Source organism: Ruegeria sp. AB8, assembly GCF_056542605.1.
Window position 1 is genome coordinate 115,673 of sequence record NZ_JBQGAB010000010.1, and the last position, 13,000, is coordinate 128,672.

Sequence of the window (13,000 nt, forward strand, 5' to 3'; positions counted from 1 at the left end):
TCATGCCGCACCGCCTGACGCCGCTTGAGATCATGACGCACCTGATCTCGTTCCCGACGGTGAGCCGTGAGACCAACCTGCCTCTGGTGGACTGGGTCGAAGCCTACCTGGCCAGCCACGGCATCACGTCGCATCGCTGGCCCGATCCGAACCAGCCTCACAAAGCCGCCCTGCTGGCCCATGTTGGCCCCTGGCAGGAAGGGGCGGTTGTCCTGTCCGGCCATACCGATGTCGTGCCCGTTGACGGGCAGCCATGGGACAGCGACCCTTTCACTGTTTTTGAAAGAGACGGCAAATATTTCGGACGCGGAACCTGCGACATGAAGGGCTTTGACGCACTGGCCATCTGGGCATTGGTCGAGGCGCAATACGCGGATCTCAAACGACCTCTGCAACTGGCGCTGAGCTTTGATGAGGAGGTTGGCTGCACCGGAGCCCCGCCGATGATCGAAGCCATGCAGGAGGTTCTGCCCAAAGGATCCGCGGTGATCGTGGGCGAGCCGTCGATGATGCAGGCCGTCACGGGCCACAAGGGCAGCTTCGGGTATGATACACATGTTGTCGGGTTTGAGGTCCACAGCTCGATCATGCATACCGGGGTCAACGCGATCATGTCGGCGGCGCCGCTGATCGATTGGGCCAACGATCGTAATGCCGAGAATATGGCAGCCGAACCGAGTGATGTCGCCGCGATATTCGACCCGCCCTGGACCACCTGCCATGTCGGGATGATCGAAGGGGGCACGGCGCACAATATCACTGCCAAGGACTGCCGGTTCATGATGGATTTCCGAGTGGTGCCCGGTGAACAGGCATCGCACTGGAGAACGGACTATCTGAAGCAGGTGCGGCAGATCGAAGCCCGGATGCAGCAGGTCCACCCGGAAGCGCGCATCGACGTGGCCGAGGATTTTGCAGTACCGGCGCTGGTGCCCGAACCTGATGGAGAGGCCGAGGCCTTGGTGCGATCCCTGACGGGGGACAATGCCTCGCATGTTGTCAGCTACGGGACTGAAGCGGGACAGTTTCAGGAAGCGGGCTATTCAGCGGTTATTTGCGGCCCCGGCGATATTGCACAGGCCCATCAGCCGAACGAGTTCATAACGATTGCACAGTTCAATGAAGGTCACAGATTTATGGAGCGGCTGGTAAACAAGCTCGGGGCCTGAGATTTGTGGCCACTTGGTCGATATTGAAACTCTTGTCACAGGAGGATGAAAATGCCCGTCAAAAACAGGCTAGCCGAAATGCATGGCGAGATCACCAAATGGCGCCGCCACCTGCATGCCAACCCAGAATTGATGTATGACGTCCATGAAACGGCCGCCTTTGTAACAGAGCGCCTGAAAGCGTTTGGCGTGGATGAGATTACGCCCGGTATCGGTAAAACAGGCGTTGTTGGCGTGATCCGGGGGCGGACCGACACGAAGGGTCGTGTCGTGGGTCTGCGCGCCGATATGGATGCGCTGCCCATCGAAGAGGCAACCGGGCTCGACTATGCCTCGACCGTGCCGGGTAAGATGCATGCCTGCGGGCATGACGGCCATACCTCGATGCTGCTGGGGGCGGCACAGTATCTGGCTGAGACCCGGAATTTTGATGGCACCGTTGTTCTGATTTTCCAGCCCGCCGAAGAAGGCGGCGCGGGCGGATTGGCGATGTGTCAGGATGGCCTGATGGAACGATGGGGCATTCAGGAAGTATACGGCATGCACAATATGCCGGGTCTTCCGGTGGGAGAGTTCGCCATTCGACCTGGTGCCTTGCTGGCCTCGTCCGACGAGTTCGAGATTGTTGTGACGGGCAAGGGCGGGCACGCCGCCGCGCCGCATGATGCGGTGGATACAACACTTGTCGCATCTCATATTGTCGTGGCTTTGCAGTCGGTTGTGTCGCGCACCGTCGATCCGATCAAGCGTGTGGTGCTGACGGTCGGCACCTTCGTGACTGATAGCGTTGCGTCGAACGTGATCGCGCATACGGTGCGGTTGCAAGGCACGGTGCGAACGCTGGATCCCGAGTATCGCGCCATCGCGGAAGAGCGGGTGCGCCGGATCGCCGAGGACACGGCCTCGGCCTTTGGTGCAACGGCAAAAGTGATCTGGACGCCGGGGTACCCGGCGACTGTCAATACCGATGCGGAAACAGGCTATGCGGCCGAAGCTGCGGCAGCTGTTGCCGGCAAGGTGAATGATAGCGTCGATCCGATCATGCCGTCGGAAGATTTTGCCTACATGCTTGAAGAACGGCCGGGCGCCTACATCTTTGTTGGCAATGGGGACACCGCCATGTGCCACCATCCTGAATATAACTTTGATGACGAAGCCATACCCGCGGGCTGCAGTTGGTACGCGGAAGTGGTGGAACGACGAATGCCTGTCGCATGACACACAGGGGAGAATGACATGCCTATCAAGAACCGCCTTGCCGAGATGCAGGAAGAAATCACCGCTTGGCGACGGGATCTTCATGAAAATCCGGAAATACTGTTCGAAACGCATCGCACCAGCGCGGTGGTCGCCGACAAGCTGAAGGAATTCGGCTGTGACGAGATTGTAACCGGCATCGGGCGAACCGGCGTTGTCGGCGTAATCAAGGGCAAGTCGGATACCAAAGGCAAGGTCATCGGGCTGCGCGCGGATATGGATGCGCTGCCGATCCATGAGGCGACCGGTCTGGACTATGCATCGAAAACTCCGGGTGCCATGCATGCCTGTGGCCATGACGGGCATACGGCGATGTTGTTGGGGGCCGCAAAATATCTGGCTGAAACCCGCAATTTCGATGGAACGGTTGTGGTCATCTTCCAACCTGCCGAAGAAGGCGGCGGCGGCGGGCGCGAGATGTGCGAAGATGGCATTATGGATCGCTGGAATATTCAGGAAGTCTATGGAATGCACAACTGGCCGGGTAAGCCTGTAGGGTCGTTTGCGATCCGTCCGGGTGCGTTCTTTGCAGCTACTGACCAGTTCGACATCACGTTCGAAGGCCTTGGCGGCCATGCGGCCAAACCACATGAAACTGTTGATACGACCGTCCTGGCCGCCAATGCTGTTTTGGCGCTGCAGACCATCGCTTCGCGTAATGCCGATCCGGTCGATCAGATTGTGGTATCCGTAACCTCGTTCGAAACCTCTTCCAAGGCTTTCAACGTCATCCCTCAGACGGTTCAGATCAAGGGAACCGTGCGCACCATGAGCAATGCTATGCGGGATCTGGCTGAGCGCCGGATCAACGAAATCTGCAACGGCGTTGCCGCGACTTACGGTGGGACCGCTGATGTGACCTATATCCGGGGCTATCCGGTCATGGTGAACAGCGACGAGCAGACCGATTTTGCGGCAGACGTGGCGCGTTCAGTCTCAGGCGCTTGCGAGGAGGCGCCTCTGGTCATGGGCGGCGAGGATTTTGCGTTTATGCTGGAAGAACGTCCGGGTGCCTATATTCTGGTTGGCAACGGCGATACGGCGATGGTGCATCACCCGCAATACAACTTCAATGATGAGGCCATTCCGGCAGGATGCAGTTGGTGGGCCGAGATTGTCGAGCAAAGGATGCCGACCGCCTGACGGCAAAGGCGATGGGGGCTCCGCCCCCGTCGCGCCCATGGCGCGCCTCCCCCGGGATATTTTTAGCCAGATGAAGCGTGGACCCCACGGGCGATCACGTGAGAGAAAGATACTTGCAGAGTGTATCCGTGACGTCGTCCAGCGCCGATTTTTGAGTGTTCACGCAGGTTTTGACGGCGCTTTGGGCTTCCGCTAATGCCACTTTGTCGCTCAGCCAAGTGGTGACGGCGGTGGCAAGGTCTTGTGCTGTCCGCACCTCGATTGTGCCGCCACTTTCGATCAGAGGCGCAAATGTTTCGGCAAAGTTGAAATACCCCGGCCCGGTAATGACGGCCGCGCCGGCCTGTGCCGGTTCAAACGGATTGTGACCGCCGATTTCCTTAAGCGAGCCGCCCAAAAATACGATCGGACACAAGGCATACCATGTTCCGGTTTCGCCTAGGGTATCGGCGACGTAAACCTGCGTGTCTGCCGTGATCGGCATGTCGGCAGAGCGCAGCGACATGGAAAAGCCGGCCTGCTGGATCAATGCACCGACATCTTCGCGCCGTTCAGGATGGCGGGGGATCAGCAGGAGTAGCAGGTCGGGCCAGCTTTCCAGCAATTGCGCGTGGGCCGCCAGCACGATTTCCTCTTCCCCGGCGTGGGTGGAACTGGCGATCCAGACCGGCCGCCCGGCAATCTGGCTGCGGATGCTGGTCAGCGTTTCCTTGTTCACGGGCAGGGGGTCGGACATCGACTTGAGGTTGGTCCCGGGCTTGACCCGATCTGCCGGTGCCCCCATGGCCAGCAGGTTGGCCGCCGCCTTGTCGTTCTGGGTCAAAAACAAGCGAAACTGTTCAAGGATGAAGCGCGCTGTTTGCGGACGCTTTTTCCAGCCAGCGACTGATTTATCCGACAGTCGGGCATTGAGCAGGGCAAGCGGCGTTCCCAGGTGCGAGGCCTCGACAATCAGGTGCGGCCAGATTTCGCTTTCGACGAAGATCCCGGCATCGGGCTTCCAATGGGCGAGAAACTGTCCGACGGGGCCGCCGGTGTCCAGCGGCGGGTACTGGTGGCGCGTTCTGGGCGGAAGGCGCTTTTCGATAAGGGCCGCCGAGGTCGGAGTGCCGGATGTGATCAGGAAATGCGCATCTGGCAACTTTTCCGCAAGCCGATTGATCAGGCTGAGAACGGACAGGCTTTCCCCGACGCTGGCGGCATGAAACCAGATCAGGCGGCCATCTGGACGGGGCTGGCTTGCGTGGCCGAGGCGTTCCTGTTGCCGTGCCTGGGGAACCCCTGCGGCCTGCAGTTTGTTGCGCACGGTACGCCAGACAAGCGGTGCGGCAATTGAGGTCAGGCCGCAATACAATCGATAAAGCAGCGTCTGGCCATTCCGGCGCGGCATGTCAGCCGCCTGTGTGGCTCATGTGGCGGCTCATCTGGCCATCTACCGCCTGACGGGAATAGTCGAAATCATGCCCCTTGGGTTTGAGGTTGATCGCAGCGCGGATCGCGTCTTCGAGCGGTTGTTCCGTATCCGGATGATCCCGCAGCGGATCGCGCAGATCGGCCATGTCTTCCTGGCCCAGGCACATGTACAGCTCGCCCGTGCAGGTCAGCCGCACGCGGTTGCAACTTTCACAGAAATTGTGGCTGAGCGGCGTGATGAAGCCGATCTTCTGCCCCGTTTCCTCGAGCCGGACATAGCGCGCAGGGCCGCCGGTCCGCTCGGCCAGATCGGTGACCCGGTAGTGGTTTTCGTATTCGGCCCGTACATCCTTGAGTGACCAGTACTGATCCAGACGATCTTCGTTGCCGATGTCCCCCATCGGCATGACCTCGATCCAGGTCAGGTCCATGTCACGCTCGGCGCACCATTGGGTGATCAGCGGCAGTTCTTCCTCGTTGAAGCTTTTCAGAGCCACGGCGTTGATCTTGATCCGCAATCCGGCTTTTTGTGCGGCATCAATGCCGTTCAGCACCTGTTTCAGGCGTCCCCAACGGGTGATGCGGGCGAATTTGTCGTCATCCAGCGTGTCCAGCGACACGTTGATCCTGCGCACGCCCGCGGCATACAGGTCCTCGGAAAAACGGTTTAGCTGTGATCCGTTGGTTGTCAGCGTCAGCTCTTTCAGCGCGCCGCTGTCCAGATGCCGGGTCATGGCGTTGAAAAAGCTCATGATGTTACGGCGTACCAGTGGTTCCCCGCCGGTTATGCGCAGCTTTTCGACGCCCAGCCGGACAAATGTCGAACACATGCGATCCAGCTCCTCGAGAGTCAGCAGGTCCTTCTTGGGCAGGAACGTCATGTTTTCGGACATGCAATAGACGCAGCGGAAATCGCAGCGATCCGTGACGGAAACACGGAGGTAGGTGATGGCGCGCGCAAACGGGTCGATAAGTGGAGCTGTCATGCGACATAGGTAAAGCTGCGGCCTGCCCACGACAAGGGTGAAGTTTCCTTTGCGCTGGCATAGATGGGCACAGGTCGATAGGTTGTGGCCATGAGATATGCGGTTTTGGTGTTTTGCGCTTTGTTGGCGGGATGTGACGCGGTTCGGTCAACGACGGACCAGGTCTTTGGCGGTGGCGGTGGCGCTGCCGAACCGGATGCTGCGACTGCCGGGGAAGCGATCGAACCGGAACCTGTTGCCGCCACTGCGGCTGGTTGGATCGGCGCGAGAACGACCGTCGCCGCGCTGGGTGATCCCACGACGCCGGGACGCTGGATGGAAACCCCTTTGGTCGAGACCGAGTTCACGGGGCGCGTTCTGGTCCCAAGTACAGGGGCACAGGCCTATATTGCGCTGGTCCCGGCGCCGGGACCTGAAAGCGGGGGCAGCCGCCTGTCGCTGGATGCAATGCGGGCACTTTTGTTGCCGCTCGACGCTCTGGTCGAACTTGAAGTCTATTCCAACTGATCTTTCAGGTATTTGCCGGCCTCGCGGCGGGCAAAGGGCTTCATCTGGCTGCCATGCGCGGACAGAAACGCAATCACGCGGGACGGATCGTGTTTGGACAGTTCACGCAGCCACCAGGCGACAGATTTCTGAATGAACCAGTCACGATCGGGAACATAACCCGCAGCCCAACCCAGAATACGGTCGCGGCGCTGCAGATCGTCGGGTTTGGGGTGGTTTTGCTTGGTCCAGGGCAGGGTGGCGACCAGCGCAGCCCTGCGCGTCCACATGTGAACTGAGGTGGTCCAGAGTTCCACCTGATCCAGCCGTTCGGGATCTGCTGTAAGGCGCTTTTGCATTGCCATGCAGGCGTGATCGGCCACCGCCCAGGCGTCAAAATCCGGCAACCAGCTATGCAGCAGTTCCCAGACCGCCTGATCTGGCCGGATACGGGCCTGCGTCAGCAGTTTGGCAGCAGCCAGACGGGCCTCGTGAATGTTGCTCTGCCACAGAGCGTCCGCCACTTTTACGCGATCAGAAACATCCAGCTCTTGCCGCCACGACTTGGTGAGGTCGTTCAAAACCGGATTGGCGACCCCCAGATAAGGACGCTCGACCTTGTGATAGGCCGCCATTTGGTCTGCGCGCTCTGGGTCGGCATGAGCCTTGATCTGGTTGAGATAGCTACCCGGCATCGCCGCTCTGATCCAGGGCACGGGTGGGGTGGCCGTCAATCGTGGAGTGGTTCTTGTCGACCCAATAGGCACGGATGTCCTCGTCGGATTTTCCGTCGACCCACTTTTGCATCGTGTCGCGGTCCGATTGGAATTCCATGAACGGGACCGCGTAGCCACAGGACGTCTGCACCATGTCGAGGCTGAGGTCATAGATCTGCCGGGCGCTGCGATGAGTGGGGAACAGGGCGGCCAGTTGGTCCCAGCCATCGTCGCCGACGTGCAGGGTATGTGCAGTGCCATAGGTGCGCAGGATCAGAGGGCGCGTGGTGAAGGAGCACCACATCAGCGTCATGCGATTGGTCTGCAGCAAATGACCGGCGGTTTCGTTGCCACTGCCGGTTAGGTTCAACCAAACGATCCGGTTGGGCCCAAGAACACGCAATGAATCCATGCCCTTGGGCGAGATATTGACGCGACCTTCAGGCCCTGCGGTGCCAACGAAGAACATGTGCTGGTCTTCGATGAACTTGCGTTGGGCGTCGTCCAGTTCCGGGAATTGTTTGGACATGGTTCACTCCACCGTTACGGATTTGGCCAGGTTGCGCGGCTGATCCACATCCGTGCCCTTTGCGACAGCGGTGTGATAGGCCAGCAACTGGGCCGGCACCGAATACAGGATTGGCGCCAGGCTTGTATGGACATGCGGCATGCGGATCGTGTTCCAGACGCCGTCTTCCGCGTCGGTAATGCCGTCATCGTCCGAGATGAGAATGACCTTGCCCTTGCGTGCCATGACCTCCTGCATGTTCGAAACCGTCTTGTCGAAAACGGCGTCGCGCGGGGCCATGACAACCACCGGCATATGCTTGTCGATCAGGGCGATGGGCCCGTGTTTCAATTCACCCGAGGCATAACCTTCCGCATGGATATAGCTGATTTCCTTGAGCTTCAGCGCCCCCTCCATGGCCAGTGGATACATCAGCCCCCGGCCCAGAAACAACACGTCGCGCGCCTCGGACAGGCGCTGGGCGGATTTGCGGATGGCGTGGCTTTGATCCAGCGCCGCGTTCAGGATTGTGGGCAGACCGCGCAGAGCTGCGGCGTGATCGGCCAGTTCTTCGTCGCTAAGCGTGCCCCGGTCGGCGGCAGCCTTGAGCGCAAGCATCAGCAACACGCTCAACTGACACGTGAACGCCTTCGTCGATGCCACGCCGATTTCCACGCCGGCGTGGATCGGCAGGGCGATGTCACTTTCGCGGGCAATCGAGCTTTCGGGGACATTGACGACCGAAACGATCTTGTCCGCCTTGCCCTCGCAATAGCGCAGCGCGGCCAATGTGTCCGCCGTTTCGCCCGACTGACTGACGAACAGGGCCAGTGTGCGATCAGTGATCGGTGGCTCGCGGTAGCGGAACTCGCTGGCGATATCGACTTCGACCGGCATTTTGGCCAGTTGTTCGAACCAGTATTTTGCGGTCAGGCAGGCATAGAAGGCTGTGCCGCAGGCCACCATGGTCAACCGATCCAGTTTCGTGAAATCCAGATCCGCATCGGGCAACACGACCCGGTCGCCACCGGTCGGCAGATAGGACCGGATCGCCTCGGCCACCACGATCGGCTGTTCGGCGATTTCCTTGGCCATATAATGTTTGTGCCCGCCCTTGTCGGTTCGGGTGTGATCCAGTTTGATCCGGCGCGTTTCCCGGTTGGCTAGGTCACCCTTTTCATTGCGGATTTCCAGCGACGTGCGGGTCAGGACGGCGCGGTCGCCTTCCTCGAGATATGTGATCCTGTCTGTCAGCGGGGCCAGCGCAATGGCGTCCGAGCCAACGAACATCTCGCCATCGCCATGACCAATCGCCAGCGGAGAGCCTTTGCGGGCTGCAATGATCAGGTCATCCTCTCCGTCGAACAGGAATGCCAGGGCAAAGGCACCTTCCAGCCGGTCGATCGTTTTAAAGGCGGCTTGAACCGCGTTCAGACCGGTTTTCATGTAGTGTTCGGTCATCAGGGCGACGGTTTCAGTATCGGTTTCGGTCTGGAAATCGATCCCGTTTTCTGCCAGCTCAGCACGCAATTCGCGGTAGTTTTCGACGATGCCGTTATGGACAACGGCCACCGGGCCCGCCCTGTGCGGGTGGGCGTTGGTGACCGAAGGCGCGCCATGCGTGGCCCAGCGGGTGTGGCCGATACCCGATTTTCCGGGCAATGGGTCGTGCACCAGCAGATCGCTTAGGTTGACCAGCTTGCCCACGGCCCGCCGACGCCCCAGCGCGCCGTTGTTGACCGTTGCAATTCCCGCACTGTCATAACCGCGATATTCCAGCCGCTTCAGCGCCTCGACCAGAATCGGGGCGGCCTCGTGCTGTCCCAGTACGCCAACAATACCACACATATTTTAGGCTCCTTTGTCGCGGCGAGCCTTCTTCGCCTTTAACATTTCAAACAATTTACGCGCATAACCCGGTTTGTTTTCCTGGCGTGAACGAGCCACGGCCAGTGCGTCGGGATCGACATTCCTAGTGACCACCGTGCCGGTCGCCGTCATTGCGCCGTCGCCCAGCGTGACCGGTGCCACCAACATAGTGTTGGAGCCGATGAAGACATCGTCACCAATCGTTGTTCGGTGCTTCATGACGCCGTCATAGTTGCAGGTGATGGTTCCGGCGCCGATATTGGTTCTGGCCCCGACCGAGGCATCGCCGACATAGCTGAGGTGATTGACCTTGGCACCTTCACCGATTTCGGCATTCTTGATTTCGACGAAATTACCGATCCGCGCATCTTCGGCCAATTCGGTGCCCGGACGCAGGCGGGCATAGGGGCCGACGATGGCACCGCGGCTGACATGGCATCCTTCAAGATGCGAAAAGGCGCGGATCGTTGCGCCGCTTTCCACGGTAACGCCGGGGCCAAAAACCACATTTGGTTCAATCACGGTATCGCGCCCGATCACGGTGTCAGCAGCCAGGTACACGGTCTGCGGGTCCATCAGCGTGACGCCCAGATCCATCAGTTCTGCACGAGCGCGGGTTTGATAAACGGCATCTGCCGCCGCCAGATCGGCGCGGGAATTGACACCCAGTGTCTGGGCCTCATCACAGGCAACAGCGGTGACTTTCAGTCCGCGACTTCCCGCGATTTCAACAACATCGGTTAGGTAGTACTCGCCGGATGCATTGCCATTCCCGACCGCGTCGATCAGTGAGAACAGTGTCTGAGCATCGCAGGCCAAAAGGCCCGAATTGCAGAAGGTGATCGCGCGCTCCTCCTCGGAGGCGTCCTTGAATTCAACGATCCGTTCCAGTGTGTCGCCCTTCATGACTAGTCGGCCATAACGGGCGGGATCGGCCGCCTCGAACCCCAGAATGACAAGATCGTTCTCGGCCCGCGCGGCTACCATCCGTTCCAGAGTGTCCGGTTGCAGAAAGGGTGTGTCGCCATACAGAACCACGATATCGCCGGAAAACCCGTCCAACGCGCCGCGTGCCTGCGCGACCGCGTGGGCGGTGCCCAGTTGCTCCTCCTGCACGGCGATATGCACGTCTTCATCCTCGGCTCGCGCGGCTTTGGCGACCGCCTCGGACCCGTGCCCGGTGACGATGACAGTGCGTTCGGGGGACAGAATTGCGCCTGCGCGCATGGCGTGAACCAGCATCGGGGCCTGCGCGATGGGATGCAGAACTTTTGGTATCTCCGAATTCATCCTGGTGCCTTTTCCGGCGGCGAGGATGACAAGGGCAGTGGTCATGAAATCGTTTTCTCTTTGTGTTTTGTTGTCGTCCGTTTTATCCGCTGGTTTCAAAGGCGCAAGCGGTTCGCCCATCAAACTAGATTGCCGTTTGCAACATCTCATGGCGGGTTTCTGCCGAGCAAGGAGGCAAAATGCGTACGGTGATCTTCGATCTGGACGGCACTTTGGCGGATACTTCAGGCGATTTACTGGCGGCGGCAAATCATTGTTTTCGTGAAATGGGGCACGGCGATGTTCTGACGCGGGAACAGGACGCCGGTGTTGCCTTGCGTGGCGGACGCATGATGCTGAGCCACGGGCTGAAACGGGTCGGAGCGTATGACGAGGCAACAGTGCTGGCGTGTTATCCAATTCTGCTCGAGGCCTATTCGGAAGCCATTGACATCCACACCAAATTCTACCCCGGCGCGCTTGAGGCAGTCGATACGTTGAAAACCACAGGGTACGGTGTGGGTATCTGCACCAACAAACCCGAGGCTCTGGCCGATCTGCTTTTGACGCGTCTTGGGGTGCGGGATCGTTTCGCCTCGCTGGTTGGGGCCGATACGCTGGCGGTGCGAAAGCCCGATCCTGAACCCCTGCGCGAGGCCGCGCGCCGTGCTGGCGGGCACCCCGACCAGTGCGTTCTGATTGGGGACTCGGATACCGACCACAACACGGCACGCGCCGCCGGGGTGCCGTCGGTCCTGGTGACGTTCGGGCCTTCCGGCGAAGATATGGCCGCGTTGGAACCGGACGCCCTGCTGCATCATTTCAATGATCTGCCCGACGTCGTGAATGACCTGATCGGCGTGACGGCGTAAGCTCTTGACCGGAACCTTTTGCAGGATCAGAACTGGCACATGACCGAAACATTCTCTGGCAGCTTCACGCAGCAGGAACCCATCCCCGAAGACGCAATCGAAGCCGCACTGGCCGTCCTCCGGCACGGTCGGCTGCATCGCTATAACGTGGTGCCCGGGGAACTGAGCGAGACTGCGTTGCTGGAACAGGAATTTGCCGCGCAGACCGGCGCGAAATACTGTCTCGCCGTGTCCTCGGGGGGGTATGCGCTGGCGACCGCCTTACGGGCCGTCGGGGTTCAGCCGGGTGATCCGGTTCTGACGAATGCCTTCACGCTGGCTCCGGTGCCGGGGTCAATCGCCTCGGTCGGTGCCCGCCCGGTGTTTGTCGGGGTGACGGAAAGCCTGACGATCGATCTGGACGATCTGGAAGGAAAGTTGGTTCAGGCACGCGTTCTGATGCTAAGCCATATGCGCGGACATCTGTGCGACATGGACCGGCTGATGCAGATGTGTGATGCGGCGGGTGTCACGGTGATCGAGGACTGCGCCCACACGATGGGCGCGGCATGGCGGGGGCAATTGTCGGGCCGTCAGGGCGCCATCGGGTGCTATTCCTGTCAGACCTACAAGCATGTCAATTCCGGTGAAGGCGGGCTGCTGATCACCAATGATGAGGAACTGGCCGCCAAGGCCACGATGCTGTCAGGATCCTACATGCTGTATGAACGGCATCTGGCCGCCCCCGGGCCGGAGGTTTTCGAGCGCATCAAATACACCACGCCTAACGTTTCTGGCCGCATGGATAATCTGCGGGCCGCGATTCTGCGCCCGCAACTGCGGGATCTCGACCGTCAGGTGCAGCGCTGGAACGAACGTTACAGAGAAGTTGAGGCAGGTTTGCGCCAAACGCCCGGGTTGACGATTGTCGAACGCCCGGAGGCCGAGACCTATGTCGGGTCTTCGATCCAGTTTCTGCTGCTGGACTGGCCCCCTGACCGCATCGCAGAGGTCATTGCCCGCTGTGCCGCGCGAGGGGTGGAGTTGAAGTGGTTTGGCGGGGCGGAACCGGCCGGTTTTACCTCGCGCTATGACAGCTGGCGCTATGCGGAAAGCACCCGGATGCCAGCGAGTGACCGTATCCTGGCCGGCATCATGGATATGCGGGTGCCTTTGACGTTTTCGCTTGAAGACTGTCGCGTCATTGCGCGGATTATCCGATCCGAAGTCGGTGCAGTCTATCAGGCGCAATCCGATTGAGTGCGCCTGCGGCGCACGCTTGATTTCTCAAAGAAACCGCCGCCTGCCAACGGGCGGCGGTTTTTTCGTTTTG

12 protein-coding genes are annotated in these 13,000 nt (G+C 60.0%); 6 read left to right on the forward strand and 6 right to left on the reverse strand.

Annotated elements, in window-relative coordinates; genetic code table 11:
- Positions 1 to 2: 2 nt before the first annotated feature.
- The 3 genes from argE to ACR0CG_RS12325 are packed head-to-tail and all read left to right on the forward strand — an operon-like array spanning position 3 to position 3,569.
- A complete protein-coding gene (argE, locus tag ACR0CG_RS12315) occupies positions 3 to 1,169 on the forward strand; it encodes an acetylornithine deacetylase (RefSeq protein WP_480525196.1) in 1,167 nt (388 codons plus the stop codon).
- 51 nt (positions 1,170 to 1,220) lie between these two features.
- Complete coding sequence (locus ACR0CG_RS12320) at positions 1,221 to 2,387, forward strand: M20 aminoacylase family protein (protein WP_480525197.1); 1,167 nt, start codon at positions 1,221 to 1,223, stop codon at positions 2,385 to 2,387.
- An 18-nt stretch (positions 2,388 to 2,405) separates the two neighbouring features.
- On the forward strand, positions 2,406 to 3,569 hold the full coding sequence (locus tag ACR0CG_RS12325; RefSeq protein WP_480525199.1) for a M20 aminoacylase family protein: 1,164 nt from the start codon (positions 2,406 to 2,408) through the stop codon (positions 3,567 to 3,569).
- Positions 3,570 to 3,663: 94 nt separating this feature from the next.
- Here the strand turns inward: ACR0CG_RS12325 and ACR0CG_RS12330 are convergent, their stop codons facing one another.
- On the reverse strand, positions 3,664 to 4,959 hold the full coding sequence (locus tag ACR0CG_RS12330; RefSeq protein WP_480525200.1) for a 3-deoxy-D-manno-octulosonic acid transferase: 1,296 nt from the start codon (positions 4,957 to 4,959) through the stop codon (positions 3,664 to 3,666).
- A gap of 1 nt (position 4,960) precedes the next feature.
- The gene (gene moaA, locus ACR0CG_RS12335; protein WP_480525202.1) at positions 4,961 to 5,968 is read right to left on the reverse strand and encodes a GTP 3',8-cyclase MoaA; all 1,008 of its coding nucleotides are present in this window, start codon (positions 5,966 to 5,968) and stop codon (positions 4,961 to 4,963) included.
- A 90-nt stretch (positions 5,969 to 6,058) separates the two neighbouring features.
- On the opposite strand from moaA, the gene ACR0CG_RS12340 reads away from it, so the two are divergent.
- On the forward strand, positions 6,059 to 6,475 hold the full coding sequence (locus ACR0CG_RS12340) for a hypothetical protein (protein WP_480525204.1): 417 nt from the start codon (positions 6,059 to 6,061) through the stop codon (positions 6,473 to 6,475).
- Here ACR0CG_RS12340 and ACR0CG_RS12345 read toward each other — a convergent pair.
- Genes ACR0CG_RS12345 through glmU form a run of 4 tightly spaced genes read right to left on the reverse strand, consistent with a single transcriptional unit; the run spans position 6,463 to position 10,882 of the window.
- The gene (locus ACR0CG_RS12345) at positions 6,463 to 7,149 is read right to left on the reverse strand and encodes a DNA alkylation repair protein (RefSeq protein WP_480525286.1); all 687 of its coding nucleotides are present in this window, start codon (positions 7,147 to 7,149) and stop codon (positions 6,463 to 6,465) included. The genes ACR0CG_RS12340 and ACR0CG_RS12345 overlap by 13 nt on opposite strands.
- The gene (locus ACR0CG_RS12350) at positions 7,139 to 7,699 is read right to left on the reverse strand and encodes a pyridoxamine 5'-phosphate oxidase family protein (protein WP_480525206.1); all 561 of its coding nucleotides are present in this window, start codon (positions 7,697 to 7,699) and stop codon (positions 7,139 to 7,141) included. Before ACR0CG_RS12350 ends, ACR0CG_RS12345 begins: the two co-directional genes overlap by 11 nt.
- A gap of 3 nt (positions 7,700 to 7,702) precedes the next feature.
- Positions 7,703 to 9,526 carry a glutamine--fructose-6-phosphate transaminase (isomerizing) gene (gene glmS, locus ACR0CG_RS12355; protein WP_480525208.1) on the reverse strand — a complete coding sequence of 608 codons (1,824 nt, stop codon included), beginning with the start codon at positions 9,524 to 9,526 and terminating at the stop codon, positions 7,703 to 7,705.
- Positions 9,527 to 9,529: 3 nt separating this feature from the next.
- Positions 9,530 to 10,882 (reverse strand): bifunctional UDP-N-acetylglucosamine diphosphorylase/glucosamine-1-phosphate N-acetyltransferase GlmU, encoded by a 1,353-nt coding sequence (gene glmU / locus ACR0CG_RS12360; protein WP_480525210.1) that lies wholly within the window; start codon positions 10,880 to 10,882, stop codon positions 9,530 to 9,532.
- A 134-nt stretch (positions 10,883 to 11,016) separates the two neighbouring features.
- Here glmU and ACR0CG_RS12365 point away from each other — a divergent pair, with 134 nt between their 5' ends.
- Positions 11,017 to 11,688, forward strand: a complete 672-nt coding sequence (locus tag ACR0CG_RS12365; RefSeq protein ID WP_480525212.1) for an HAD-IA family hydrolase — start codon at positions 11,017 to 11,019, stop codon at positions 11,686 to 11,688.
- 39 nt (positions 11,689 to 11,727) lie between these two features.
- Positions 11,728 to 12,927: a DegT/DnrJ/EryC1/StrS family aminotransferase gene (locus ACR0CG_RS12370; protein ID WP_480525214.1), complete on the forward strand. Its 1,200-nt coding sequence runs from the start codon at positions 11,728 to 11,730 to the stop codon at positions 12,925 to 12,927.
- Positions 12,928 to 13,000: the final 73 nt, after the last annotated feature.

What these genes read in the sequence shown, in the direction of transcription:
- argE (WP_480525196.1), top strand. Translation starts at nt 3, where the DNA reads ATGCCGCACCGCCTGACGCCGCTTGAGATCATGACGCACCTGATCTCG.
- ACR0CG_RS12320 (WP_480525197.1), top strand. Translation starts at nt 1,221, where the DNA reads ATGCCCGTCAAAAACAGGCTAGCCGAAATGCATGGCGAGATCACCAAA.
- ACR0CG_RS12325 (WP_480525199.1), top strand. Translation starts at nt 2,406, where the DNA reads ATGCCTATCAAGAACCGCCTTGCCGAGATGCAGGAAGAAATCACCGCT.
- ACR0CG_RS12330 (WP_480525200.1), bottom strand. Translation starts at nt 4,959, where the DNA reads ATGCCGCGCCGGAATGGCCAGACGCTGCTTTATCGATTGTATTGCGGC.
- moaA (WP_480525202.1), bottom strand. Translation starts at nt 5,968, where the DNA reads ATGACAGCTCCACTTATCGACCCGTTTGCGCGCGCCATCACCTACCTC.
- ACR0CG_RS12340 (WP_480525204.1), top strand. Translation starts at nt 6,059, where the DNA reads ATGAGATATGCGGTTTTGGTGTTTTGCGCTTTGTTGGCGGGATGTGAC.
- ACR0CG_RS12345 (WP_480525286.1), bottom strand. Translation starts at nt 7,149, where the DNA reads ATGCCGGGTAGCTATCTCAACCAGATCAAGGCTCATGCCGACCCAGAG.
- ACR0CG_RS12350 (WP_480525206.1), bottom strand. Translation starts at nt 7,699, where the DNA reads ATGTCCAAACAATTCCCGGAACTGGACGACGCCCAACGCAAGTTCATC.
- glmS (WP_480525208.1), bottom strand. Translation starts at nt 9,526, where the DNA reads ATGTGTGGTATTGTTGGCGTACTGGGACAGCACGAGGCCGCCCCGATT.
- glmU (WP_480525210.1), bottom strand. Translation starts at nt 10,882, where the DNA reads ATGACCACTGCCCTTGTCATCCTCGCCGCCGGAAAAGGCACCAGGATG.
- ACR0CG_RS12365 (WP_480525212.1), top strand. Translation starts at nt 11,017, where the DNA reads ATGCGTACGGTGATCTTCGATCTGGACGGCACTTTGGCGGATACTTCA.
- ACR0CG_RS12370 (WP_480525214.1), top strand. Translation starts at nt 11,728, where the DNA reads ATGACCGAAACATTCTCTGGCAGCTTCACGCAGCAGGAACCCATCCCC.